The organism is Allobaculum sp. JKK-2023 (genome assembly GCF_034745455.1).
GTDB lineage: Bacteria > Bacillota_I > Bacilli_A > Erysipelotrichales > Erysipelotrichaceae > Allobaculum.
Genome location: NZ_JAYERV010000003.1, coordinates 582,479 through 606,967, shown reverse-complemented (window position 1 = coordinate 606,967; position 24,489 = coordinate 582,479). Strand labels below are relative to the sequence as shown.

Annotated in this window: 21 protein-coding genes; 18 read left to right on the top strand and 3 right to left on the bottom strand. The window is 48.7% G+C overall.

The features are described 5' to 3' along the window. On the bottom strand, positions 1-1,029 hold the full coding sequence (locus tag U4956_RS02480) for a nucleotidyltransferase family protein (protein ID WP_323088818.1): 1,029 nt from the start codon (positions 1,027-1,029) through the stop codon (positions 1-3). Between the two features lie 284 nt (positions 1,030-1,313). Here U4956_RS02480 and U4956_RS02475 point away from each other — a divergent pair, with 284 nt between their 5' ends. The 10 genes from U4956_RS02475 to U4956_RS02430 all read left to right on the top strand — a co-directional run bounded on the left by U4956_RS02475 (position 1,314) and on the right by U4956_RS02430 (position 13,206). Beyond that, complete coding sequence (locus U4956_RS02475; protein WP_323088816.1) at positions 1,314-1,535, top strand: hypothetical protein; 222 nt, start codon at positions 1,314-1,316, stop codon at positions 1,533-1,535. Between the two features lie 111 nt (positions 1,536-1,646). Then, positions 1,647-2,330: a peptidylprolyl isomerase gene (locus U4956_RS02470; RefSeq protein WP_323088814.1), complete on the top strand. Its 684-nt coding sequence runs from the start codon at positions 1,647-1,649 to the stop codon at positions 2,328-2,330. 299 nt (positions 2,331-2,629) lie between these two features. Then, a complete protein-coding gene (locus U4956_RS02465; protein WP_323088812.1) occupies positions 2,630-3,145 on the top strand; it encodes a YceD family protein in 516 nt (171 codons plus the stop codon). A gap of 11 nt (positions 3,146-3,156) precedes the next feature. Further along, positions 3,157-3,342 (top strand): 50S ribosomal protein L32, encoded by a 186-nt coding sequence (rpmF, locus tag U4956_RS02460; protein ID WP_323088810.1) that lies wholly within the window; start codon positions 3,157-3,159, stop codon positions 3,340-3,342. Between the two features lie 363 nt (positions 3,343-3,705). Continuing rightward, positions 3,706-5,259: a ribonuclease Y gene (gene rny, locus U4956_RS02455; RefSeq protein WP_323088807.1), complete on the top strand. Its 1,554-nt coding sequence runs from the start codon at positions 3,706-3,708 to the stop codon at positions 5,257-5,259. Between the two features lie 511 nt (positions 5,260-5,770). After that, positions 5,771-7,207, top strand: a complete 1,437-nt coding sequence (gene miaB, locus U4956_RS02450; RefSeq protein WP_323088806.1) for a tRNA (N6-isopentenyl adenosine(37)-C2)-methylthiotransferase MiaB — start codon at positions 5,771-5,773, stop codon at positions 7,205-7,207. Positions 7,208-7,242: 35 nt separating this feature from the next. Beyond that, positions 7,243-8,928, top strand: coding sequence for a ribonuclease J (locus U4956_RS02445; RefSeq protein WP_323088804.1), 1,686 nt, complete (start codon positions 7,243-7,245; stop codon positions 8,926-8,928). A 440-nt stretch (positions 8,929-9,368) separates the two neighbouring features. Further along, on the top strand, positions 9,369-9,941 hold the full coding sequence (locus U4956_RS02440; RefSeq protein ID WP_323088802.1) for a hypothetical protein: 573 nt from the start codon (positions 9,369-9,371) through the stop codon (positions 9,939-9,941). Positions 9,942-10,156: 215 nt separating this feature from the next. Beyond that, entirely contained in the window at positions 10,157-12,796 is a 2,640-nt protein-coding gene (locus U4956_RS02435; RefSeq protein ID WP_323088800.1) for a DNA translocase FtsK, read from the top strand. Positions 12,797-12,798: 2 nt separating this feature from the next. Continuing rightward, positions 12,799-13,206, top strand: coding sequence for a RidA family protein (locus tag U4956_RS02430; protein ID WP_323088799.1), 408 nt, complete (start codon positions 12,799-12,801; stop codon positions 13,204-13,206). Here the strand turns inward: U4956_RS02430 and U4956_RS02425 are convergent. Together U4956_RS02425 and U4956_RS02420 are read right to left on the bottom strand one after the other, a co-directional pair. After that, positions 13,182-13,829, bottom strand: coding sequence for a competence protein ComK (locus U4956_RS02425; protein ID WP_323088797.1), 648 nt, complete (start codon positions 13,827-13,829; stop codon positions 13,182-13,184). The genes U4956_RS02430 and U4956_RS02425 overlap by 25 nt on opposite strands. 140 nt (positions 13,830-13,969) lie before the next feature. Further along, positions 13,970-14,545, bottom strand: coding sequence for an NADPH-dependent FMN reductase (locus tag U4956_RS02420; RefSeq protein WP_323088796.1), 576 nt, complete (start codon positions 14,543-14,545; stop codon positions 13,970-13,972). A gap of 303 nt (positions 14,546-14,848) precedes the next feature. On the opposite strand from U4956_RS02420, the gene parE reads away from it, so the two are divergent. From parE to U4956_RS02380, 8 genes are all read left to right on the top strand, one after another. Beyond that, on the top strand, positions 14,849-16,777 hold the full coding sequence (gene parE / locus U4956_RS02415) for a DNA topoisomerase IV subunit B (RefSeq protein WP_323088795.1): 1,929 nt from the start codon (positions 14,849-14,851) through the stop codon (positions 16,775-16,777). Beyond that, positions 16,770-19,301, top strand: coding sequence for a DNA topoisomerase IV subunit A (gene parC / locus U4956_RS02410; protein WP_323088793.1), 2,532 nt, complete (start codon positions 16,770-16,772; stop codon positions 19,299-19,301). The genes parE and parC overlap by 8 nt, the downstream gene beginning before the upstream one ends. A gap of 78 nt (positions 19,302-19,379) precedes the next feature. Further along, the gene (locus U4956_RS02405; protein WP_323088791.1) at positions 19,380-19,625 is read left to right on the top strand and encodes a YneF family protein; all 246 of its coding nucleotides are present in this window, start codon (positions 19,380-19,382) and stop codon (positions 19,623-19,625) included. Between the two features lie 361 nt (positions 19,626-19,986). Beyond that, positions 19,987-20,778 (top strand): biosynthetic peptidoglycan transglycosylase, encoded by a 792-nt coding sequence (locus U4956_RS02400; RefSeq protein WP_323088789.1) that lies wholly within the window; start codon positions 19,987-19,989, stop codon positions 20,776-20,778. 244 nt (positions 20,779-21,022) lie between these two features. Further along, positions 21,023-21,907, top strand: coding sequence for a DMT family transporter (locus tag U4956_RS02395; RefSeq protein WP_323088788.1), 885 nt, complete (start codon positions 21,023-21,025; stop codon positions 21,905-21,907). 9 nt (positions 21,908-21,916) lie between these two features. Continuing rightward, on the top strand, positions 21,917-22,111 hold the full coding sequence (locus U4956_RS02390; protein WP_323088786.1) for a hypothetical protein: 195 nt from the start codon (positions 21,917-21,919) through the stop codon (positions 22,109-22,111). A gap of 55 nt (positions 22,112-22,166) precedes the next feature. Then, complete coding sequence (locus U4956_RS02385; RefSeq protein ID WP_323088784.1) at positions 22,167-23,138, top strand: PPK2 family polyphosphate kinase; 972 nt, start codon at positions 22,167-22,169, stop codon at positions 23,136-23,138. Positions 23,139-23,379: 241 nt separating this feature from the next. Beyond that, complete coding sequence (locus U4956_RS02380) at positions 23,380-24,432, top strand: PTS sugar transporter subunit IIC (RefSeq protein ID WP_323088782.1); 1,053 nt, start codon at positions 23,380-23,382, stop codon at positions 24,430-24,432. Positions 24,433-24,489 lie beyond the last annotated feature (57 nt).

Here is a 24,489-nt window from a genome sequence, read left to right as displayed (position 1 = left end):
TTATTTTTCAACCACAACTTTCCAGGCCGGCGAAGTGTCTGAAAACATGCCATACAGCCGGCCGGCTTTGTTTTCCCATTTCTGTAAATAGTCGGGCAGCTGGCCAAAGCGGTTTGCGATGGGCGTTCCGACAGGTAAAGATTTCAGCCAGGCTTGGCCTTTCGGATTCAAGCCCAGCACCTGGATCTGGAAGAAAGAAGGGTGAGCTTTCATCTCTGTTTTAGGAATCTGAAGCAGAATTATCATGCAGGTTCTCTGGATTCTGGCTTTGGAGTAGGTTTTCGAAACCGCCGCTTCCAGAAAGGAAGCCCAGTCAGAATGCACCTGTGCACAACGAATCAGGCGGTTTTCAATGCCTTCCTCCACCAGGAACAGGGAAGCCAGCCACTTGGGATCGCTTTCCAGCAGCAGATAACGAAGCAGGGGGTAGTAGTTTTCCCAGCACTGGTTCGTTTCAAAGAGATGGTCTTCTTCCTGTTTTGTCCCTGCAAAGAAATCTTGGCGGGTTTTTGTGGCAGATTTTAAAGACTGATCGCGCAGGATCGGATGTACCTCCATGCCAAACTCTCTGGCATAGCGCATGTATTGGATGGCGAGAATATCGTTAGGTCCAAAGGCCAGATCGTATTGAGCAGCATTGCGGGCCTGGGAGGTGGTGGGGTCAACCGAAACATGTTCGAGCTGATCCACACTCTGTTTGAGAAGGGCGTGGTCGGCGGTTTCACTGCCAAAACAAAGCATGGAAACCTGGGCGGTTTTCAAGGCTTCGATGGCATACAGCGCAAAATAGTCGGCGGACTGCATCGTGTACACACTTGGCAATCCAATGACAAGATCCGCCCCGGCTTCCAGCGCCAGTCTGGTTTTGGTCTCCAGACTCTCCAGCGAGGGGAGACCCCGGCTGGAAAACCAGGTCGACAAAACAACCACCAGCACGTCGGGTTTTAGGGTTTCGTGGATGGTTTTGAGTAAATAACGATGTCCATTATGCATCGGGTTAAATTCCGCGATGACTCCAGCAGCTAACATAGTTTCAGTCTACCTTGAATTGGGTCCATGTGGCCAGTCCAGAACCAAAAGGTTGAAATGTGCCGGGGATTGAAGGGGCCAAAAAAGATCTTCAGGAAGATCGAAACGACTTGGCAAGTGAAACTTAGCCAGCAAAAAGACGCCGCCTTGCAGGATCTGGCCGGCACGCTTGCATCCATCCAAAAAAAAATCCACCCAATCGTTCAAAAAAATAAGAGAAGTGAGTACGCTTTCCTTTGGTCAAGAAGCAGCTTTTTCTTCCTATAAATATATGGAAGAAGACCATGAAGTCTGTGCTGGTCTTTGCTTTGGCTCAACGTCACAAGTTTTCACGTTTCATTTGGGTATTGAAAACCGGAGTAAGAGCAGACTTGAAAGAAGAACGCGCTAAGGGAGGGCAAAGAGCATCTCTGGATCAAAAAGAAAAAACGAAGGATATGAAAACCGTCCACTCTTTCTCTGTTCTTTCAAAAAAGAAAGATTGTGGTGGATTCGGCCAGGATTGAAGCCTGCGTGTCAAAGTGGTTCTCATTGCCAAAACCGCCTGCTATAGTTAAAAATTGGATTTTATCAAGTGAGTCCGGAATATGGAAAGGATTCCAAAGAAGGAGGATTTTATGAATACGAAATACGTCAAAGCTTCTGCTGCGTTTTTAGCCGCTGCTTTGTTCATGGCTGGCTGTTCAAGTTCAACAACCAGCACCTCATCCAAAGTTTCCAGTACGGAAACATCCGCTGTTTCCAGTGAAGCAGCCTCTGCCCCTGCTAAACAGACCAAGTCTGAACCAGGTGGAACCCAATATACCGCTACGATTAAAATTGCCGGTTATGATGAACCAATTGTTTTCACCATGGATGAAGGAATTGCCCCAGAAACCGTTGAAAACTTTGTCGATCTTGCCCAGAGCGGCTTTTATGATGGCCTGACTCTGCACCGGATTATGGAAGGGTTCATGATTCAGGGCGGGGATCCAAAAGGCGATGGCACCGGCGGCAGCTCCCACCAGATTGAAGGTGAATTTGAATCCAATGGATTTGACAACTCCCTGAAACATGTGCGCGGCACGGTTTCCATGGCCAGAGCCCAGGATCCAGATTCGGCAAGCAGCCAGTTCTTCATCGTTCAGGAAGACACCCCAAGCCTGGATGGTCAGTATGCTGCCTTTGGAACAGTGACCAGTGGAATGGATGTTGTGGATGACATCGCCGCGAAAGCCGAGCCTACCGATGACAATGGAACCATTGCCAAAGATCAGCAGCCGGTCATCGAGTCCATTACAGTTGTTGAAGAAGGCAAATAAGGCAGAATAAAAGTCGAATTGATCATTCCGGTCAATCGACAAGAATAAGTAAATTGGGTGGATTTTCTTTCTTTTCGGACAGAATTTCTTGATTCCACCCAAAAGAAAATGACCAGAATTTCATTTCTGATCGTTCCTGAATGTTCAAAAACGGGAAAAATCAATGAAGTGAAATCTTTGGAAATTTGTAAGAAATTCCCAATTTACGGATGAGTAAGGCAGAAACTGAAGAGTTCGGATTTGTTTGACTTTTTTGGAGGGTCTGCCTATAATAGCAGATGCTACATGAGGTGAATATCGTGAAATTCAGAAGAAGCGATTTTCTGGCTGCACCGAATTCCTTTTTGAATGTGGATCTGGAGTTTTCTGATCCTGAAGGGAAACGGTTTGTCAATACGCCTGTAAAAGCTGTGCCGGAATGTCATATTGAAGGGAAACTTCAGTTTGATGGCAGAAGCAAAGTGGTCAGCAGCCTTCAGTATGATGGAATCATGACAGTGATCGACTCGATTACCGGGGAAGATCTTGACGTCGAATTTGAAGCCGAATCTTCGAAGGAATATTCCTTTGATCCTGTCGATGCCTCTGAAGACGAAGAAATCATTCGGGTTTTCAAGGATACACTGGATCTGAGTGATGAGGCCGTTGAAGCCATAGTCTATGAAGCACCCATGAGCATTACCCGTTTGGCCCGCGAGAACTATCCTTCTGGGGAAGGCTGGACACTGATTTCGGATCAGGATGAAAAATCTGAATCCAAAGAAGAAGATCCACGCTGGGCAAAACTGAAAGAAATCAATTTCGAGGATAACTAGGAGGTGCACTGATGGCTGTACAGCAGAGAAGAGGTTCTAAACACCGTAAGGCGAAAAGAAGAACTCACTACAAACTTTCCAGACCTGCAATTGGCAAATGCCCTAACTGCGGAGAATACAAACTTTCTCATAAAGTTTGCCCATCCTGCGGTTTCTACAAAGGCAGACAGGTTGTAGTTGTAGAAAATAACGACTAATACGAAGCAAAATCAATTCGTAACGAAGCGGACAATGGATCCGCTTTTTTTGTGCCTTGCGCTTCCCATAAAAAACGACGAATTCCCACAAAAATACGACACCCGGCAAAGAATTTTTCAAACCTTGTCACCCAATTCCAGACAGGATCACATCCGGTTTCATTCAACAGTAAAAAGTCAAGAAGCAATGTTTAAGTAAAGCGCTTTTATTCCTTACAGGTATAACCAGTGAGCATCCCGATGGACATGAAAACAGATTTTCAGTCCTGAAAACAGACTTTTCAGGGCTGGAGTGCTCCATGGACAAAAAACGGGGATTTGCTATAATTTGATTGCTTTATTTATGGAAGGACAGAGAAACAAATGAATATACTTTGGATTTCTCTGGCCGGGATAGCAGGTCTTGTTTTGGGTGTGCTGGCCATGATGGCCTATTCCAAAGCAGGCCTGGATAAAAATCAGCAACAGGCACAACAGATCCTTGAAAAGGCGCAAAGCGATGCAGATGCGAAACTGAAGCAGGCCGTACTCGACGGCAAAACGCAGGTACACGATCTGAAAGTCGAAGCGGAAAAAGAAATCAAGGAGCGCCGGCAGGAAGTCATGGATTTAGAAAACAAACTTCTGCGCCGTGAAGACAGTCTTAATTTCCGAGACGAATCTCTCAACCAGAAAGAAAAAGAGGTTCAGGCTCAGATGCGCAAGGTCAATGAGCGATTGGCCGGCCTTGAAGAAAAAGACAAACAGCTCCAGATAGAAATAGACCGCCAGATCGAAGTTCTTGAAGGAGTTGCCCGCATGACTTCTCAGGAAGCCAAAGACGAACTTTTTGCTCTTGTTGAAAAACAGATGGAACATGAAACCATGGCCTACATCAAAGAGCAGGAAGATAAAGCCCATTCGGAAGCTGCCAAAAACGCGCAGGAAATCATCGCCTTATCGATCGAACGCATGGCCCAGCAGGAAACCATGGACCGGACCGTTTCTGTCGTCTCTATTCCAGGCGAAGAAATGAAGGGCCGGATCATTGGGCGTGAGGGCCGTAATATCCGCGCTTTTGAACAGGCAACCGGCGTCGAACTGAACATTGACGATACGCCCGACCTGATTACGATCACGTGCTTCAATCCAATCCGCCGCGAGGTGGCTAGACTGTCTTTGGAATATCTGATTCGAGACGGCCGTATTCAGCCTGGACGGATTGAGGAAGTAGTCAAGAAATTCCAGCATGAAGTCGAAGCCGAAATCATCAAAGCCGGTGAAGAAACTGTCTTCAAACTTGGCATCGGCCGGATCGATCGCGAGATTATCCGTCTGATCGGTACCCTGAAGTATCGTTTCTCCTATGGCCAGAATGCGCTTCAGCATTCGATTGAAGTGGCGCTCATTGCCGGAACCATGGCTGCTGAGCTGGGGCTGAACCAGCACATGGCAAAACGGGCCGGTCTTCTGCACGATATTGGTAAAGCACTCAATATCGATCAGCAGGAAGGCAGCCACGTGGATTTGGGTTACAAGTTCTGTAAAAAACACGGCGAAAAGGAAATTGTTCTGAATGCCATCGCGTCCCACCATGGCGACGCAGAACCAAAATTTCTGACTTCTCATCTCGTCATTGCGGCTGATACCATCTCCGCTGCAAGACCTGGAGCCAGAAAGGAATCTGCGCAGGCTTATGTGGAACGACTTGAAAATCTGGAAAAAATTGCGAACGATTTTGACGGTGTCAGTCAGGCCTACGCCATTCAGGCAGGACGGGAAATCCGAATCATGGTCGTTCCCGAACAGGTCAGCGATACCGCCTGTGTCAAAATGGCACGCGCTATTCGAGACAAAATTGAATCTGAACTGACATATCCCGGACAGATTAAAGTGAATGTAATTCGCGAAGTCCGTGCTCAGGAAGTTGCGAAGTAACTAAAGTAACTAACCGCCCTCACCGGCGGTTTTTTAAATGCTTTCTTCAATACGGCGATATTGCCCAATTCACCCCAACCCTGATGGAGTTGTTTCCTGCTTTTCGAAGAATGCCTTTTTGATGCCGGCTTTGTATAATTGATACGGCCATCTGTTCTTTGGGTTGCTAAAAAACAATCTTGAACAGATCATGGATCATCTTAAGCGGATCGTTTCAGAAAACAAAACCTGTGCCGGCCTTTTTGCGGCCTGTCCGCTTGTTTTCTGTTTGAGAAATCTCTCTTATCCCCGGCTTTTTGATCTTGTACGAACGGCTGCTTATCCTTGCAGCTTGTGGGATCAAAAGTTCCTCACCCTTTTGGTCCGCCTGCACTACGCACCATTCATCACGATAGATTGATCACAAAACAAAATCGGCTTCTTCTTGTCGTGCCCTGGCAGAAATTGAACTGATCAGAAAACAGGGAAGCGAAGCAAAAGCTGATGAATCGAATACGAAAGGAGACTTTTCATGAAAATCAAAAGTACCTGGCATCTGCCAGATCATCAACAGGCAGCCCGCCGAACCAAAGATGCAGTTGAAACCATCGACGGTCTGCAGATCTCTGATCACCAGTCCCATTTAGGAAACGGTCAGAAATATTACATCTCCACCTACGGCTGCCAGGCGAACGAACGCGATTCCGAAAATCTGGCCGGCATTCTGGAAGCCTGCGGATATGAACCGGCCCAAAAAGCAGACGAAGCGGATGTCATTTTAATGAATACCTGCGGTATTCGTGAAAATGCCGCAAACAATGTTCTTGGCGAAGTCGGCAGCTATAAAAAGCTGTTTAAAAACCGCCCAAATCTGATCATCGGTGTGGGGGGATGCATGGCTCAGGAAGAGGGGTTTGCCAGAACTTTACTGGAAAGCTATCCCTGGGTTCATCTGGTTTTCGGAACCCATAACTTCAACCAGCTGCCTCAGTATCTAGAACGTTCGCAGAATGGCGAGAAAGTGGTTGAAGTCTATTCCCGTCAGGGTGAAATCTATGAAAACCTGCCCGAGCACCGGCAGGGCAAATACAAAGCCTGGGTCAACATCATGTATGGCTGCGATAAGTTCTGCACCTATTGCATTGTTCCATACACCCGCGGCAAGCAGCGTTCGCGCAAAGCGGAAGATATCCTCAATGAAGTCCGGATTCTGAAAAAACTGGGCTATAAGGAAATCACATTGCTTGGCCAGAATGTCAATGCGTATGGCAAGGATCTCGAAGGCGAGATGGAATTTTCAAAATTGCTTGAAGAAACAGCCAAAATCGGCATTGAGCGCATCCGTTTCATGACCAGCCATCCATGGGATTTCTCTGACAAGATGATTGAGGTCATTGCCCGCTATGACAACATCATGCCCGCTGTTCATCTGCCCTTGCAAAGCGGTGATGATGAAATTCTGCGCCGGATGGGGCGTCGGTATACCAGTGAACAGTATCTTGAACTGTTCAACAAAATCCGCACGCAGGTTCCCGGGGTGACGATTTCAACCGATATCATCGTCGGCTTCCCCAATGAAAGCGATGAGGCGTTCCAGCATACCCTCGATGTGGTTGAAAAATGCCGCTTCGATAATGCCTATACCTTTATCTATTCGCCAAGACCCCAGACCCCGGCTGCAAAAATGGAAGATCCAATCAGCGAGCAGACCAAGAAAGAACGTTTATATAAGCTCAATGAACTGTGGAATCGTCTGGCCAATGAAAACCACCAGAAATTGGTGGGGCAGACGCTCAGAGTTCTGGTCGATGGTCCAAGCAAGAAAAACCCAGAGGTATTCTGCGGCTATTCCGAAACCTCCATCCCGGTCAACTTCACGGGTGAGCAGGTAGAACCCGGTCAGATTGTCGATGTTGAAATTACACAGGCAAGAACTTTCTCTTTAAACGGCAGAAAAGTCAGCGAGTAAGTTGGCAATGGTATACTGATAGAAATGGAGGGTTTATGGCAAATGAATTATTGAAACAGGACGAAGTTGTCAGGCTGTTCGCCCTGGGCGGTCTGGATGAAGACGGAAAAAATATGTTCGTCATCGAAATTGACGGAGATATTTATATCTGTGAATCCGGACTGAAATTTCCGGATTATAATGGCGCGCTTGGCGTTGAATGTATCGTTCCGGATTTTACGTACTTGAAAGAACATGAAGATAAGATCAAAGGAATCCTGATTACCCATGGTCATGATGACGTCATGGGCGCCCTGCCTTATTTACTGAAAGAAATCAAAGCCGATGTGTATGTCTCACCGTTTACAGCGGGCATCGTCTCTGACTTATTAAAGAAGAATCATATTACCGGCACCCGTTTAAAAATGGTGCGCCACAAAGAGACAAAACGAATCGGCGGCCGTCAGGTGGTTTTCTTTCCGATCACGCACTCCTATCCCCAGACTTATGGGTTTGGCATTCGCACAAACCATGGATACATTGTCTATTCCGGTGAGTTTATCGCCGATTACGATGATATTTCGGAAGCTTACCAGGGAGATTACTCCGTAGGCTCTAAATTCAGAAGTGAAGGAGTCATGGCACTGCTGCAGGATTCCAAAGGAGCAGAATACCCGCTGCACACCTCGCCAGGCCATCGGGTAACGCCTCACTTTGACAAGGTTCTGTCGGATTATGAAAACCGCCGCGTCTTTGTCGAAATCTATACCCAGTCGGTTTACCGCATCCAGGAAATTATTCAGTGCTGTATTGATCACAAGCGCAAGATCTGCTTCTACACCAAGGAGCTTCAAAACCTTGTCGCCGGCCTGGAAAGCATCACCAGTGAAGTTCCAATGGATCTGGTGGTCAGTGCGGACCAGATCGATTCTCTTGAAAATGTGTGTGTCATCATCTCCGGTCAGGGAAGAGCCCTGTTCCAGCTGATGTCCAACATTGCTAACAATGAAGTGGATGAGATCAACATCCGTGAAAGTGATGTTTTCGTTGTGGCCACCCCATTGGTTCCAGGTGTTGAAAAAGACTTCCGGAACATGGAAAACGATATTTACAAACGGGAAGGCACCATCATCAAGATTGACCGCAACGTCAAAGGAATGCACCCATCTAAGGAAGATCTGAAGATGATGATCTACATGTGCCGGCCAAAATACTACATCCCAATCAAAGGCCAGTACCGCATGCTTTGTGCCAATGCCATGCTGGCTGAAGAGATGAGCATTCCGCCAGAACAGATCCTGCTGCTCGATAATGGGGAAATCGTCACCTTTATCAATGGAGAACTACAGCCCGGGCGCGAAACGCTTGAACTGCATGAAGCCCAGATTGATGGCAGTGCAGACTGGGATTTAGCTGGTGTGGTTTTGAAAGATCGTGAAATTCTCTCGACCGATGGGGTCATGATTCTGGCGATTGGCCTGGATTTCAAGACCAAGAAGATCATCAATGGACCAGATGTACAGACGCGTGGTCTGGTGTATGTCCGCGATGCTGAATATCTGACCAAGGAAGTCAGCCGCATGATGGAAGAGACCATCAAAGAAATGGTGGATGCCGGCAAGTATGAAAACATGGAATGCCGCACGCAGATTCGCGACAAGGTTTCCCGCTACGTCTTCAAACAGACCGCCAAACGTCCAATGGTTCTGCCAGTCATTCTGGAGCTGAGCGACAAGTCCTGATGGACCGGATCTGAAATTTTAATGAATTTTGCCTCTGAAAAGTTCAGTCTTTTCGGAGGTTTTTTTGTGCAAAAACGGAGACATGAAAAATGCAGATTACGGCCTGATGGGTTCTATCTGCCAGGCAATCTTTTTTCTCAGGGATCAAAGTCTTTGACGGGCGAAGTGTCTAGAGACAAGGAGCAATCAGAGAGGTTCGAAACCAGAAGAAAATGGTCAGGGATGTCGTTGGTCTGTCCAGACTGGAGGTCAAAATGACGCTTGCGGCACGCCTGAAGGGAGCAGAGGAATGGGGTGCTACACTAAAGTTGTTAAAAGAAGTACTGCTTACCTGTCAAAGGAATCGAAAAGGGGAAAGCTGTTTTTTGAAGAGGAGTCTTTGAGGATTGTCTGGCTTTTTTCGCTCAGACTTCATTTTTTTGATGGAAGGAGGCATTTTGATGAGCCACAGACAGAAAGCTTTATCCATTCATGATTTTGTTTCACATGCCCTGGCAGCCGTTATGGCGGTGAGTCTTTTGAATCCTGCTTTGCCAATGATGGCCGCTGATTTTCAGGATGTGGATACGGTCGATATCTATCGGCTTTATAACCCAAATACTGGAGAACACTTCTACACGCAGGATGTGCATGAGCGGGATGTTCTGGCGGATAGCGGCTGGAAGTATGAGGGGATTGGCTGGCGCTCCTGGCTGGATGGAGATCCGGTTTACAGACTGTATAATCCAAATGCCATCGGCGGCGATCATTACTACACCATCAGCGCTCCCGAAGCCAGAAGCCTTGTCGATCAGGGCTGGAAGCTGGATCTGGAAGGAAAACCAGTTTTCTACTCTAAAGGGGACGTCAATCTGTATGTCCAGTACAACCCCAGGGCAAAAAGCGGCGCCCATAATTACACGACCAGCCTGAAGGAGTTCAACACACTTTTAGAGAAAGGATGGCAGTTTGGCCAGATTGCCTGGAAAGTCGCCGAGGCAGGTACGCCCAAAGATCTGGATTCGAAAAACTGAAAAAACAGAGTCCAGGACCCTGATAGAAACTTTTTGACCATTCATCACGAATGGACCCTGTTTTTACTCATTGTTTCCAAACGAAAGCTGAATCCGTGCTTTCGTTTTTTCATTTTCAGGCCTTTTGGATGATGAACTGCCCCTGCTGCAGGGAAAGTTGCATTTTGTTACCGGCCAGGAATGAATTAGAATGGAAGGACGAAAGAGGGGGATGTATGGCTTCAACCACAAAGAAGAAAACAAGCCAGGCTAAATCGCGCTCCAATGGCGCGAAAAAATCTGGCTCGAAAACAAAAAACACCCGATCGACGAGTTCAAAAGCCAAAAGCCAGGCGAAAAGCCGTTCGAATTCTCGATCGAAATCATCGAAAAACAAGAAGCAGGGCGTGCGTCTGAGTCGGATGATGCTCGTCTGTCTGATCCTCATTTTCTGGATTTTCGCATTGATTACCATGCTTAAACTTGGCCTGGTTGGCCTGATGTTCAATCAGACCCTCCAAGTCGTCATCGGCAGCTTTTTATACATTGCGCTGCCCGTGATGATGTGGGCCGGGTTTCAATACATTTATACCGGCGGAAGGCGGGTGTTCTCGACTCGGACTTCAGCTGGCCTGATTGTCTTTGGTGTCTGCTGGATTGTCGGGACTGCGCTGCTTGCGACCACTCCAGAGGATCCCTATGGGCCTTTAAGCGTTGTGATTCAGTCCATGGCTTTCTTTGGAACGCCTGACTTCTGGACCAATTATGGGGTGCTGGGGGCAGGAATTTCCGGCCTGCTTGTGTCTTTGTTCTCCAGATTTGGAGCGTGGCTTTTTGTCATCGGCTTTTTGACGATCAGCCTGTGCCTGATGTTCTGGGATCCAGTTTCTGAGTTTCTGTTTGACTCTTCCAGAACCCAGCAAAGGCAAAAGGCCCGCCAGAAAGCGGCCAGCAAGAAAGCTTCCAGGCCAAGACCAAGTTCCAGATTTCTGGAGGATCTGCTGTTTGAAGAAGAGGGCGAACTCGATGAGCCTTCGATTACCATTCACCAGCAGCAAACAGTGGCTCCCGAGCCTGTCCGGCCGACGATTTTTGAAAGCGGCATTCTGATGGAGGGACTCGATGGACCACAGGTTCCTGGTGATTCACTGGTTCAGCAGCATCTGTTCGAAGTGCCGACGGTCGATGAAAGACCGAAAAAAGAGCCAGCCCGCAAAGCAGCGCCATCGAAAGCCAAAGCCGCCAGACAGGCGCCGGACATTTCCAGTGAACATGCACCCGCAGCTGCCCAACAGGAAAATGCCTCGATGACCGATTCCGTTTCCGTTCCCGATGTGATTTCCAATGTGATCGCAGCCGATGCCAGAAATTTTGATGAGCCGCCAAAAGAAGAGCCGTCTGAACCGGAAATCAAGCTGTATGATCCGGCTAAATACAAACTGCCGCCAGTCAGTCTGCTCGAAGAAAATACGGCCAAGCGAAGCAATGCGAATGTTCGCAATGCCCGCACTCAGGGTCAGCAGCTGATTGACATTCTCAAACAGTTCAACGTAGATGCAACGCTTGGTGAAGTGCATATCGGGCCTTCAGTGACAGAATTTGAAGTCATTCCCGGCCAGGGGGTTCGGGTCAGCGCGTTTACCAATCTGCAAAATGATATCAAGATGGCTTTAGCCGCTACAGATATCCGTGTGGAAGCGCCAATCTCAGGCAAGAGCGCTGTCGGAATCGAGGTGCCCAATGCAGAAAAGACAATGGTGACGATGAAAGAACTCATCCGCAATGTGCCGCCAAAGCTGCAGGACAAGCCATTGATGTTTACGCTTGGCAAGGACTTGATGGGCAACAATGTCTATGGCCGCCTGGATACGATGCCGCACTTATTGATCGCCGGGGCGACTGGATCCGGTAAATCCGTGTGCGTCAACTCGATTATCTGTTCGATTTTGCTTCGGACAAGACCGGATGAAGTCAAACTGCTGCTGGTCGACCCGAAAAAGGTTGAGTTTACGCCATATAACGGCATTCCACACTTGCTTTCGCCGGTGATTACCGACGCGAATCTGGCCAGTGGGGCTTTAAAAGTCATTGTCGAAATGATGGACGCGCGTTATTCCTTGTTCGAAGAACTGACCGTGCGCAACATTTCTTCTTATAATGAATATGTCAAACAGAATCCTGACTGCCACAAAGAAGTCCTGCCGCGGATTGTTGTCATTATTGACGAGCTGGCTGATTTGATGCTTGCCGCATCCAAAGATGTTGAGCAAAGTATTCAGCGCATTACGCAGTTAGCCCGGGCTGCGGGGATCCATCTGATCGTTGCCACCCAGCGCCCATCCGTAAACGTCATTACAGGGGTTATCAAGGCCAATATCCCAAGCCGAATTGCGTTCATGGTTTCTTCCAGACCGGACTCGCGTACGATTCTTGACCAGTCCGGAGCTGAAAAGCTGCTGGGCTATGGAGATATGCTGTTTCTGGACAATGGCGCATCTTCACCAGTGCGGCTGCAGGGTGTGTACATCCAGGATAAGGAAGTGGAAGAAATCTGCAGCTGGGTAAAAAGCCAGGCCAGTCCTGCCTATGAGGATGCCTTTGTCATGCTCAAAGAGATCAACAGCCAGGGCGGGGAAGTTTCGGACATGGCAGAGGAAATGGATCCACTCTATCCGGAAGTTAAAAACTTCGTGATTGTCAGCCGCAAAGCCAGCACGTCTTTGATTCAGCGCCGTTTCAGACTGGGGTATGGCCGGGCAGCAAGGATTCTGGACCAGCTGGAAGCCAATGGAATTGTCGGACCCTCAAATGGATCCAGACCCCGTGAAATTCTGGTTGAGCGACCTGCAGATGATTTACAGGAGGAGGAATATTAACAATGAACCTGTTTTTGAAAACCGGCGACCGTCTGCCGGATTATGACTGCGTTTCCAGTATGGTTCAGCTGGGCGATTTCTTCTATCTGTCCGGCCACCTGGGCAAAGGGGAAACTTTCCGCGATCAGTGCATTCATGCCTGCTATGCCCTGACGGATACATTAAGCGAATTTAACCTGCGTTTTGACCACGTTCTCAAATTCACGGTCTATCTGACCGATATCGAAATGGAAGACGAATTCCTTTCGGTGTTTGAAAACTTCGTCGACCAGCCTTACCCGACCATGACCATTGTCGAAAGTCCGCATCTGCCCCATGAAGCCATGATCTGTATCGACGGCTGCGGCGTCAACACGCTGCGCCATGAGCGGGCCATGGACAAGGCTTATTGTGAAGATTGTGATGAATAAAGCCGTTTAAGGTACCAGTTCAGACGATGATAGTTCCGCGCCATGCCATTTAAGGATCCGGCTTTTAAAGCCAGTCCATCCTTGAAGACAATCATGGCGCGGTTTTTTTGCGCCTTCGCATCACCAGAAGCCTGGGGTCGGTTTTCTTTGTCGAAAACGAAGGCTGAAAGGGGGCTGGACTTTGAACCAGGACAGGAAGCAGGCCCAACCGGCTCTTGAGCCGGCCTTTCTGGAAGTGAAAGACCATCATCCAAAGCCCCCTCATTTTGTACAGAATGGATTTTGAGTGGCAGGATGGATGCAATTCGCTCATAGTTGACGTAATAAAGATCAGGATCCAGGTGGCTTGCGGTAGGCAGAAAGCAAAGCGGCAGGGATCGGGAGAGGATAATGGGCAGCTGTTTTTTCTGGTGCATCATCATGCCATAGGCTTTCTTGCGTCCGGTAATCGAACAGCCCAGAAGCAGGGCAGCCGCATCGAAAAATTCATCGAGGCTGGCCGCCTGAACGGTCAGCGTTTCCCGGCTGGAACACAGTTTGATCTGGCAGCGGGCATAGTCATAGCAGAGGTAGTCGGCTTTGCAAAGATCGGCAAGGCGAATAATCAGATGGTCAGGTCTCATGGCGCTATTGTAGAAAAAGGTTGTGAAGAAAGAATGGGATTTCGACATTTCGATCCCAAAACGCTGCTCTGCGCGAAATGCTCAAGGCAAATCAACAAAAAAGCTGCCCAGTCCAGGCAGCTGAAAATTAAGAGTTAAAGTCAGAGGGGATTATTTTCGCTTTTTGCTTTCTGCTCTTTGATCCAGGCAACAAATCCTTTTGCCTGAGCATCCATGTCGTTCTGGATGGCAGCCGGATCTTCAAAGGCATCGGATTTCATTTCCGATGGCGTCACTCCCACGCCGACTTGCTGGCTATAGACGTTCATCTGGCAGAATTTCAGCAGTTTTTCAAGCTGATCACGCGAGGAGGCGGCCTTGCTGCGTCCGGCAGCCCCGCTGATTGCCGCATAACGGCCAGTTAAAGCACTGGTGCGTCCGGCTGCTGGATCAAGCGGTCGGCTCATCCAGTCGAGCAGGTTTTTTAATGGACCTGGAACCATCTGGTTGTATTCAGGGGTGAAAAACCAGACACCATCAGCCCATAAAAACTGCTCACGGCATTGAGCGACTTCCGAATGAGCAGGAATTTCTTCATCCTGATTGAAGAAGGGGACATGGCTCCAGTCGAGCACTTTGGTTTGGGCCAGACCGTCGAGGGCCTTTTGAGCCATCATCATGAGTTGGGTATTGAAGGAATTCTTGCGCAGAGATCCGCTGATCAGTAAAATTTTCATGATAGTTCAATCCTTTCAAGATACTTGTAATTCTTTTTAGAGCCTTTCCGGCTGATCGAAAAGACCCTTCTGCCTTCAAACTACTCGATTCTTTAAAAATTTCGTTCTGATTTGCCCTGTTAAGATGTTTCAAAATTCGTTATCATGTCTCTCGCGGTTAGAATCAAAAATGGTCCTGAATCAAAAATCAGGGCAAAAAAACCAAAAATCAATGAGATTTTCGCTTTATATGCATATTACGCGCAATGTTTGTTATAGAATAGCGTGGATGTGAAGTCAATATGAATTGGAAAGGATGATACGATGCCAGCTGCGGCATATGATGAAAATTCGATCGTCATTCTCGAGGGGCTGGAAGCGGTCCGCAAACGCCCTGGAATGTACATCGGATCAACAGATCGCAAAGGTCTGCACCATCTGGTCTGGGAAATTCTCGATAACGCGATCGATGAAGCCCTGAACGGATACGGAGATGAAATTGATATCACCCTCAACGCCGATGGTTCATGCACCATCAAGGACTACGGACGCGGCATGCCAGTCGGTGTCCATAAAAGTGGCAAGTCGGCTCTTGAGGTTATTTTTACAGTTCTGCATGCCGGGGGAAAGTTTACCGATTCCACCTACAAAGCCTCCGGTGGTCTGCATGGAGTCGGCGCCAGTGTGGTCAATGCGCTTTCTTCCAAAGTCGTTGTCCAGGTTCGCGATGGAAAGGACCTGTATGAAATGGACTTTGCCGATGGGGGCAAACACACCGGCACTCTCAAAAAAATCGGAAAGACCAGGGAAACTGGATCGTCTGTAACCTTCTGGCCGGATCCGAAAATCTTCAAGGAAACCCGTTTTTCCTACTCTGTGATCAAAGAGCGGGTCCAGGAAGATGCCTTCTTATTGAAGGGGCTGAAAATCCGGCTCAAAGATGGTCGGGAAAATCCGAAAGAAGATGAATTCGTTTATGAAGACGGTCTCAAAGCCTTTGTGGAAGAGCTGGATACGGATCATGAGCCATTAACCCCGGTTATTTCGTTTGAAGGCGAAAACCAGGGGATGAAAATCCAAGTCGCCTTCCAGTATGTGGATACGTATCAGGAAACACTGCTTTCCTTTACGAATATGGTCCGCACCCGCGATGGCGGCAGCCATGAAACCGGCGCCCGTCAGGCCCTGACCAAGACCATGAATGAATACGCCCGTAAAAACGGCTTTCTCAAAGAAAAAGACAAATCCATGGAGGGCAGCGACATCCGTGAAGGTCTGACCATGGTTTTACATATCACCGTGCCTGAAGAACTGCTTCAGTTCGAAGGCCAGACCAAAGAAAAACTGGGAACCCCGCAGGCGAAAATGGCGGTTGATCAGGTCGTCAGTGAACATCTGCGCTACTTCCTGGAGGAAAACAAAGATCTGGCCGAATGTCTGGTGCGCAAGATGATCAAGGCCGGCCAGGCAAGGCAGGCTGCCCGCGAAGCCAGGGAGAAAGCCCGCAAGGGAAAAGGCAAGAACCGTTCAGAGCGCATTATTTCCGGAAAACTTGTCCACGCCCAATCCAAAGATGCCCGCAAGAAAGAGCTGTATCTGGTCGAAGGGGATTCGGCCGGCGGTTCGGCTAAACAGGGGCGTGACTCGAAGTATCAGGCCATTCTGCCCCTTCGCGGCAAGGTGCTGAACACCGAACACTGCTCACTGGATGTCGTGGAGAAAAATGAAGAGCTCAACACCATCATCCACACCCTGGATGCGGGGGTAGGCAGCAATTTTGATGCGAAAGACTCCAACTACCATAAAGTCATCATCATGACCGATGCCGATGATGATGGAGCCCACATTCAGAATCTGCTGCTGACCTTCTTCTATCGGTTTATGCGGCCTCTGATTGAAGAGGGGATGCTGTATATCGCCCTGCCGCCTCTATTCAGGATTGAAAAGGGCGGCCATGAATACTATCTGTATTCCAATGAAGAACTTGAAGCCAAAAAAGCTGAACTCAAATCCGGCTATTCGATCAGCCGATACAAAGGTCTGGGAGAAATGAACGCTTCCCAGCTGTGGGATACGACGATGAACCCAGCTACCCGCACCTTGCTTCGCGTGCAGCTGGATGACAGCCGCCTGGCAGAAAAGCGCATTACCTCTTTGATGGGCGAGCGCGCCGATCTGCGGCGAAGCTGGATTGAAGAAAATGTCGTCTTTACGCTCGAAGACGATTTTGTAAAGGAAGAAACACATGCCTAGAGCCAGAAAGAAAAAAGAAACTGTCGTTGAACTTTCCGAGCCGAAAGTCCTGGATTCGAACCTGGAAGATATTGTTGCGGACCGGTTTTCCCGCTATTCGCGCTATATCATCCAGGAACGGGCTTTGCCGGATGCACGGGATGGTCTGAAGCCTGTCCAGCGCCGCATCCTCTGGTCGATGGAAGAAGACGGCAACACCTATAACAAGCCTTATCGTAAATCGGCCAGAACGGCCGGTAACGTCATTGGTAACTATCACCCACATGGTGAAAGTTCCGTTTATGATGCCATCGTCCGTCTGTCACAGGACTGGAAATCGCCGATTCCGCTGATTGATATGCAGGGAAACAACGGGTCGATTGATGATGACCCGGCGGCGGCGATGCGTTATACCGAAGCCAGACTTTCCCGTCTGGCGGGATATCTGCTCGAAGATATCGACAAAGAGACCGTGGAGTGGGCGCCAAACTATTCAGATGAAAAACTCGAACCGACCGTTCTGCCAGCCCGCTATCCAAACTTGTTAATCAATGGCATCACCGGAATTGCCGCCGGCTATGCCACCAATATTCCGCCTCATAACTTCAATGAAGTCATTGACGCGGCGATTTATCGGATTGAACATCCGGACTGCCCGATAGATGAACTGCTCGATCTCGTCCATGGTCCGGACTTTCCAACCGGCGGCCTGATCATCGGCAGTGATGGCTGGCGTCAGGCTTTAAAAACCGGCAAGGGAAGAGTCACGGTCCGCTCAAAAGCAGTCATCGAAGAGGGCAAAACGATCAACCAGATTGTGATCACCGAAATCCCGTATGAAGTCATTAAAAGCGCAATGGTGCGCAAGATGGATGAAATCCGCCTGAATGCGAAAGTCAGCGGCATTCTGGATGTCCGCGATGAAAGTGACCGGAAGGGGCTTCGGATTGTGGTGGATCTGAAAAAGGAAGCCAATGCGCAAGCCATCCTCAACTATTTCTATAAAAATACCGATCTGCAGACGTACTACCACTACAACGTCATTGCGATCGTGCGCAAAACACCAAAACTGCTCAGTCTGGCCGACGCGCTCGATGCCTTCCTTGTGCATCGTGAGGAAGTCATCATCAATCGCTCAAAATTTGATCTGCAGCGCAAACAGGACCGGCTCCATATCGTTGAAGGTCTGCAAAAGGCCGTTTCGGTGCTTGATGAAGTCGTGGCTTTGATCCGCAAGTCCAACGGCAAGGCAGATTCCAAAAAACGCCTGATGGAACGTTTTGGATTCAGTGAACCACAGGCTGAAGCCATCGTCACCATGCAGCTGTATCGTCTGTCTAATACAGATGTCATCGCGCTGGAAAAAGAAGCCCAGGTGCTGCGCAAGGAGATTGAAAAACTCGAAGGCATCATTAAGACTCCAAGCCGCCGACGCAAGCTGATGATCAAGGAACTGAAGGAAATTTCTGAAGCGTTCCCCATGCCGCGCCGGACGCAGATTGTCAATGAGGCCGAAGAAATCGTGATTGATGATCGCGATATGATCGCCGATGAGCAGGTCATGGCCGTGGTCAGCCGCCAGGGCTATGTCAAGCGGGTATCGATGCGCTCCTTTGCGTCCAGTTCCAATGGAACCGCCGGACTCAAGGAAGGGGACAGCTTTATCTTCAATGCCCCAGTCTCGACCCTGGATACCCTGCTTGTCTTTACCGACAAAGGCCGCTTTGGCCAGATTCCGGTCTACCAGATCGAAGAAAAGAAATGGAAAGATCTTGGAACCCATTATTCTTCACTGCTTAAGCCGGAAATGGGCGAACAGATTGTCCGCGTTTTTGCCCAGCGCAATCCGGCAAGCCAGGTGGATGTGGTCCTGGCCACCAAAGCCGGTCAGATCCGCCGCATCCACCATGAAGACCTGCCGATGAAAACCCGCAGCCGCCTGGTTGCCCTGATGGGTCTCAATCCAGAGGACAGCCTGGAACATGTTGTGTATTCGGCTCACAATGAGGATCAGCTGGTTCTGGTCTCTAAAGAAGGCTATGGCTTTAAGATGGATGTCAGCGAAATTCCGGCCTCCAAGGGTAAAGGCAAGGGCGTCCGCTCGATCAATCTGGGAGTAGATGACCAGTTGCAGGCCATGCTTGCAGCCGATCAGGAATATCTGGTGCTTGAAAATAACGAAGGGGCATTTAAAAAAATTGCGCTTTCCAGCATCGATACCTTCAAACGGCCGGCGCGCGGGACAAGACTGTATAAGGCCGTGAAGTCGCATCCGCTTGAAGTCTTTGATGCCCGCATGGTTTCGGCCAGACAGACCTTGAGTTTTGCGGATGCTTCGCTGCCGGCTTTAGATGTTTCGACGCTGCCCAAAATGGAGCCTTCAGCCACCTGGAGCACGGTGGGTACCCTTGCAAACCCCACTGGCTTTGAATCGCTGGATTTGCGTCTGGAAAATGGATTTCGTACGCCCGAAGAGCAGCCAGAGCGAGAAAACAACCTCACCCAGCTGACTCTGTTTGACCAATCCGCGCAAGAATCGCAATAAATTGCGAATTTGACCAACAAGAGTTGGCTGTTCAGATTGAGCGATCATTTCAAACCGTGTAAAATGATTGAGAAAAGAATGGAGCGTTACGAAATGGGACAGTTATGGTCTTCGATTCTGTACGCGTTAGTCGGTGCCATTATCGGAGCGATTATCGCTTTTGTTCTCACAAAGCGAAAATTTGAAAAAGAGCTGCGTGATAACCCACCGATCAGTGAAAAGATGATCCGCGCTATGTTCCTGCAGATGGGCCGCAAGCCTTCTGAGGCACAGATCCGCCAGATCATGAAAACCGTGAACAGCAATTCGAAAAACAAAAAGTAACTAAAAAGGCTGATGGCCTTTTTTCGTCACTAGACAGAAAACCCCTTTGTCTGTTTGAGCACAAAAAACAGATAGAGGGGTTTTTTATCGATCCGCCTTCTGGAAGAAAAAGACCGTACAGAAATCAGAATAGAAGTCAGGACAGAAATCAGAATAGAAGCCGGGACAGAAATCAGGATAGAAATCAGGCATGTTTTCGCTTGAAAAGAAGAAAAGCACTTTCCCGGCCGACCAGAAACCCAGATTCGGCCCATACGTTACATTGGCGTAAGAGGGGCGAAAGTCCGTTCGATGTCTCAAAATAGACAGGGATGATAAGCTGAAACTGACAGACCACAAGGTCTGTGATGAGGTATAAACAATGAAAAAATTCTTCAAAAGACTCTTTTTACTGTTGATGATTGTCATCATCGCAGCGGTGGTGTGGTTTTTTAAAGATGGAATTGATAAAGCCAATGAATTTGAAGGCCGGCAGCCGCTGAGTGCTTTAGTGGATACCGTGCGAAGCAATCCCCAATATGTCTCCTATGACCAGGTTTCCCCGACTCTGTATCAGGCGACGATTGCCATTGAAGATGCCCGCTACTACCAGCATGGGGCCGTGGACATCAAAGCGTTGATCCGCGCAGCAGCCAGCCAGGTCATTCCGTCGATTCCAAAATCCGGCGGCTCGACAATTGCCATGCAGGTGGTGAAAAACCTGTATCGTCAATACGATGGAACAGCCGTCTGGAAAGCCGCTGAAATCGTCCTGGCCCACCGGCTTTGCGAGATGTACACCAAGGATGAAATCCTGGCCCTGTATGTCAACATCATCAACTATGGCGACGGCTATCATGGAATTGATGCGGCCAGCCATGGCTATTATGGGGTAGAGCCAAGCCAGCTCACCCAGGGACAGGCGACAATTCTGGCCGGCATTCCGCAATCCCCGGGCTATTTCCAGCTTTCAGACCACTATGACAATGCCAGAGCCAAACAGAAACTCGTGCTGGATGCGATGGTTCGCAATAAGATGATCGATCAGGCCCAGGCGGATGCAATTTACCAGGAACCGAATGCCCCAACTGTTCTTGATGCTTCATGGCGTACGGCTTCCGTCTTTGACCATGGCTTTTATGGCGGTATGCGGCTGGTCGATGTTCTGTTTTAAGGCAAAAATTGAGCAGTTGACGACCCAAAACACTTTGATTTTGAAAAGGAAGAGTCAATCCAAACGACAGCTTGACCGGAAGTGTTCCAGCTTCTGGAAACAGTTGTCGTTTTTTTGAGCAGATTTGTGCAGGGCAGCCAGTACAATCAGCCCAATTGATGGTGGTTCGGTATAATGGAATGAACAATTTTGAAAAAGAAAATGAGAAAAAGTCTTTGAAAGAAGAGTCTTGGAAAGGAAGTTTATGTCGAAACAGAAAGCAAATCTCTATTGTCTTTTAACGGCAGTCATCTGGGGCGGCGGTTTTGTGGCCACCGAGATGGGGCTGGACAGCTTTACTCCATTTGCGTTTTTATTGCTGCGCTTTGCGGGGGGCGCATTGCTGGCCTGGATTCCCGTCTTGTACCACCATGAACAAATGACGAAGCAGGCCGTAAAAATCGGAACCATTTCCGGGGTGCTGCTCTATCTTGCCTTTGCCTTTCAGACCTTTGGTCTGGAGCGGACAACCACGGGCATGAATGCCTTTTTGACGGCGGTCAATGTGATCTGTGTCCCTTTCATCGTCTGGATGCTGTATCGCAAGAAACCGGATCCGATTGTTTTTGCGGCAGCGGTAATCTGTCTGATTGGAATTGGCTGCTTATCTTTGTCTTCGGGCAGCTTTTCGCTCAATGCCGGAGACTGGCTGACGCTGGTCTGTGCGGTGTTGTTTGCCGGCCAGATCGTTTCGCTTTCTCAAGCGGGATCGGCCTCGGCAACAGTCATCAATGCCGTCCAGTTAAGCGTGGCTGCGCTTTGCGCCTTGCCATTTGGACTGACGACAACATGGCCTTCTCATCTTGAAGGTCCGGCGATTGTGTCGGTTTTGTATTCGATTGTTCTGGCGACGTTTGTGTGTTACTGGCTGCAGACAACGGCCCAGCAATATACTTCGCCGGCTGCCTGTTCGATTCTTTTGGGAACAGAGAGTCTTTGGGGCAATCTGTTTGGCTTTCTGATTTTACATGAGGCCAAAACACCAATCATGATTATCGGCGGCGTGTTGATTTTTGCCTCTGTTTTGATGGTGGAAGCTGCTCCGGCCATCGAAACCTTTCTGGCAAGAAAACGTGTTCGTCAGGCATAGCAGAAGACATTGAATTTTGACTGGATCAACAAATGGTGGATTTTTGCAGGATCAAAGCAGATGTTCACCTTTTTTCTTTTCCTGAAAGCAGGCGCAGATGGGGGCAAGGTATGGGCCCATGGTGAGGCTGTGTCTGCTTTTTGCAATCTGCCGGCCGGCTGCAGATCCGATGGAGAATTAGATTTGACTTTCTTTAAGGCATGAAAGAGTTTGTGATTTCTAAAGACCTATATACTGATGGAAAAGAAAGCAGGCCATTATGCTCAAACAATATAAATACGATGGATCCGAAGCGATCAATCTGAAAAAAGCACCGACGTCCCCCAAGGACATGAAAAAACACAAAGAGGAGCTGATCGCAAAAACCGCAGCCAATCAGCTTCAGATCCAGCAGCTGCAAGATAAGCTGTATGCGGATGGAAGAGAAGGCTTGATTATTCTCATTCAGGCCCGCGATGCCGCGGGTAAAGATGGAACCATCAAACACGTCATGAGTGGTGTCAATCCACAGGGTGTTGATGTTTACAGCTTTAAGTCGCCAAGCCATGAAGAACTTGCCCATGACTTTCTGTGGCGGTTTAACAAGGCCCTTCCAGAACGGGGTAAGATTGCGATCTTCAACCGGTCTTACTACGAAGATGTTCTGATTGTCAAAGTCAGAGAACTCTGGAAAAAGTACAAACTGCCAGAAAGACTGCTGAACGCCGACATCATTACCCGCCGGTACAAACAAATTTCCCAATTTGAGGACTATCTGTACGACAACGGTTATCGGATCGTCAAAATCTACCTGAATGTTTCAGCTGAAACCCAGAAAAAGCGGTTCATGGAACGTATTGAGCGTCCGGAAAAGAACTGGAAGTTCTCCGAAGCGGATTTAAGTGAACGGGGTCTCTGGGATGAGTACACCGAAGCCTATGAAGATATGATCAATGCCACTTCGACGGAACATAACCCATGGTATGTCATTCCAGCGGACAAGAAATGGTATGCGCGCTTCCTTGTCTCTGAAGCCATCCTGAATGCTCTGGAGAAAATTGATCCGAAGTATCCAACCTTGTCCAAAGACCAGATTGATAAACTTCACGTCTATAAAGAAGCCCTTGAAAGTGAAAAGCCAAGCCGCGAAGAAAATACCTTTGAAGCGTCTGCCGTAGAAATTCGGGCTGCCGGGGGCAGTGTTGTCAAAGATAAAGATGTCCAGACTTCTTTAGAGACCCAGAATAGCTGAGTTCTTTAAGTGTCTGGCCAGAACTCATTTGAATAAACAAGGATTCACAATGAGTTTTGGACATCCCAAGCCATCCGGACATCCCAATCTCTATGAAAGCGGTCAACAGCCAGAAAAGAATTGCGTTTTCTGGTTGTTTTTTTTTGTGTTTTGAAAAAGAAACGAAAAATTGAATTGCGGTAGAAAAATGGCAGGCCTATACTCATGTTCAATTAAATCATTCTTAGGAGGGAATTGAGTTATGGAAGCTGCTATTGCGTTTCTGGCGCGTAAAGACGTCCAGATTTCCGCAAAACGCTATGGCATTGATGCCCTTTCGGCCATGGCGCAGGGATTGTTTGCATCCCTGTTGATGGGCACCATTCTGGATACATTAGGGACTTTGTTGAACATTGAAGTACTGGCTCAGATCGGAACCTATGCCAGTGCTGTCAAAGGTCCAGCGATGGCGGCGGCCATCGGCATGTCTTTGAATGCTCCAAAACTTGTTTTATTCTCACTGCTGGCGGTTGGATATGCCGCGGATGCGCTTGGCGGCGCAGGCGGGCCTTTAGCTGTTTATTTTGTCGCGGTGATTGCCTGTGAGTGCGGCAAACTGGTCTCCAAGGAAACTAAAGTCGATATTCTGGTGACTCCGTTTGTGACGATCTGCATTGGCGCTTTATTATCGATTGCGCTGGCGCCCTCGATTGGGGCTGGTGCGATCTGGCTTGGCAGCCTGATCATGTGGGCGACTGAACTGCAGCCATTTTTGATGGGAATGATTGTTTCGGTATTGATGGGAATTTTCCTGACACTGCCGATCAGTTCTGCAGCGATCTGCGCTGCTTTATCCCTGACTGGTCTTGCCGGGGGCGCAGCGCTTGCGGGATGCTGCACGCAGATGATTGGTTTTGCGATCATGTCTTTTGCGGCCAACCGCTGGTCGGGTCTGGTTGCCCAGGGTCTGGGTACTTCGATGCTCCAGATGGGCAACATCATCCGCAAACCCGTCATCTGGCTGCCAACGATTCTGGCCAGTGCCGTAATTGGTCCAATTGCAACTTGCCTGTTCCATCTGGAAATGAATGGACCAGCGATTTCCAGCGGTATGGGGACATGCGGCCTGGTGGGTCAGATTGGCGTGATCACCGGCTGGATGGGTGAAGGCGGCATGGCATCGATTGGGGCCATGAACTGGCTGGGGCTGATTCTGATTTCCTTTGTCTTACCGGCTGTTGTGACCTACGTCATTCACAAATTCTTCTTACAGGCCAAGCTGTATACAGATGAAGACCTCAAATTGAACGTTTAAAACCGTCAGAACACCTTTGATGAACTGGCCCAGTCTGACAGAATCTGATCCGGAATT

Excerpts from the sequence above, each read along its gene's own strand:
- U4956_RS02480 (WP_323088818.1), bottom strand. The coding sequence starts at position 1,029 with ATGTTAGCTGCTGGAGTCATCGCGGAATTTAACCCGATGCATAATGGA.
- U4956_RS02475 (WP_323088816.1), top strand. The coding sequence starts at position 1,314 with ATGAAGTCTGTGCTGGTCTTTGCTTTGGCTCAACGTCACAAGTTTTCA.
- U4956_RS02470 (WP_323088814.1), top strand. The coding sequence starts at position 1,647 with ATGAATACGAAATACGTCAAAGCTTCTGCTGCGTTTTTAGCCGCTGCT.
- rpmF (WP_323088810.1), top strand. The coding sequence starts at position 3,157 with ATGGCTGTACAGCAGAGAAGAGGTTCTAAACACCGTAAGGCGAAAAGA.
- rny (WP_323088807.1), top strand. The coding sequence starts at position 3,706 with ATGAATATACTTTGGATTTCTCTGGCCGGGATAGCAGGTCTTGTTTTG.
- miaB (WP_323088806.1), top strand. The coding sequence starts at position 5,771 with ATGAAAATCAAAAGTACCTGGCATCTGCCAGATCATCAACAGGCAGCC.
- U4956_RS02445 (WP_323088804.1), top strand. The coding sequence starts at position 7,243 with ATGGCAAATGAATTATTGAAACAGGACGAAGTTGTCAGGCTGTTCGCC.
- U4956_RS02440 (WP_323088802.1), top strand. The coding sequence starts at position 9,369 with ATGAGCCACAGACAGAAAGCTTTATCCATTCATGATTTTGTTTCACAT.
- U4956_RS02435 (WP_323088800.1), top strand. The coding sequence starts at position 10,157 with ATGGCTTCAACCACAAAGAAGAAAACAAGCCAGGCTAAATCGCGCTCC.
- U4956_RS02430 (WP_323088799.1), top strand. The coding sequence starts at position 12,799 with ATGAACCTGTTTTTGAAAACCGGCGACCGTCTGCCGGATTATGACTGC.
- U4956_RS02425 (WP_323088797.1), bottom strand. The coding sequence starts at position 13,829 with ATGAGACCTGACCATCTGATTATTCGCCTTGCCGATCTTTGCAAAGCC.
- U4956_RS02420 (WP_323088796.1), bottom strand. The coding sequence starts at position 14,545 with ATGAAAATTTTACTGATCAGCGGATCTCTGCGCAAGAATTCCTTCAAT.
- parE (WP_323088795.1), top strand. The coding sequence starts at position 14,849 with ATGCCAGCTGCGGCATATGATGAAAATTCGATCGTCATTCTCGAGGGG.
- parC (WP_323088793.1), top strand. The coding sequence starts at position 16,770 with ATGCCTAGAGCCAGAAAGAAAAAAGAAACTGTCGTTGAACTTTCCGAG.
- U4956_RS02405 (WP_323088791.1), top strand. The coding sequence starts at position 19,380 with ATGGAGCGTTACGAAATGGGACAGTTATGGTCTTCGATTCTGTACGCG.
- U4956_RS02400 (WP_323088789.1), top strand. The coding sequence starts at position 19,987 with ATGAAAAAATTCTTCAAAAGACTCTTTTTACTGTTGATGATTGTCATC.
- U4956_RS02395 (WP_323088788.1), top strand. The coding sequence starts at position 21,023 with ATGTCGAAACAGAAAGCAAATCTCTATTGTCTTTTAACGGCAGTCATC.
- U4956_RS02385 (WP_323088784.1), top strand. The coding sequence starts at position 22,167 with ATGCTCAAACAATATAAATACGATGGATCCGAAGCGATCAATCTGAAA.
- U4956_RS02380 (WP_323088782.1), top strand. The coding sequence starts at position 23,380 with ATGGAAGCTGCTATTGCGTTTCTGGCGCGTAAAGACGTCCAGATTTCC.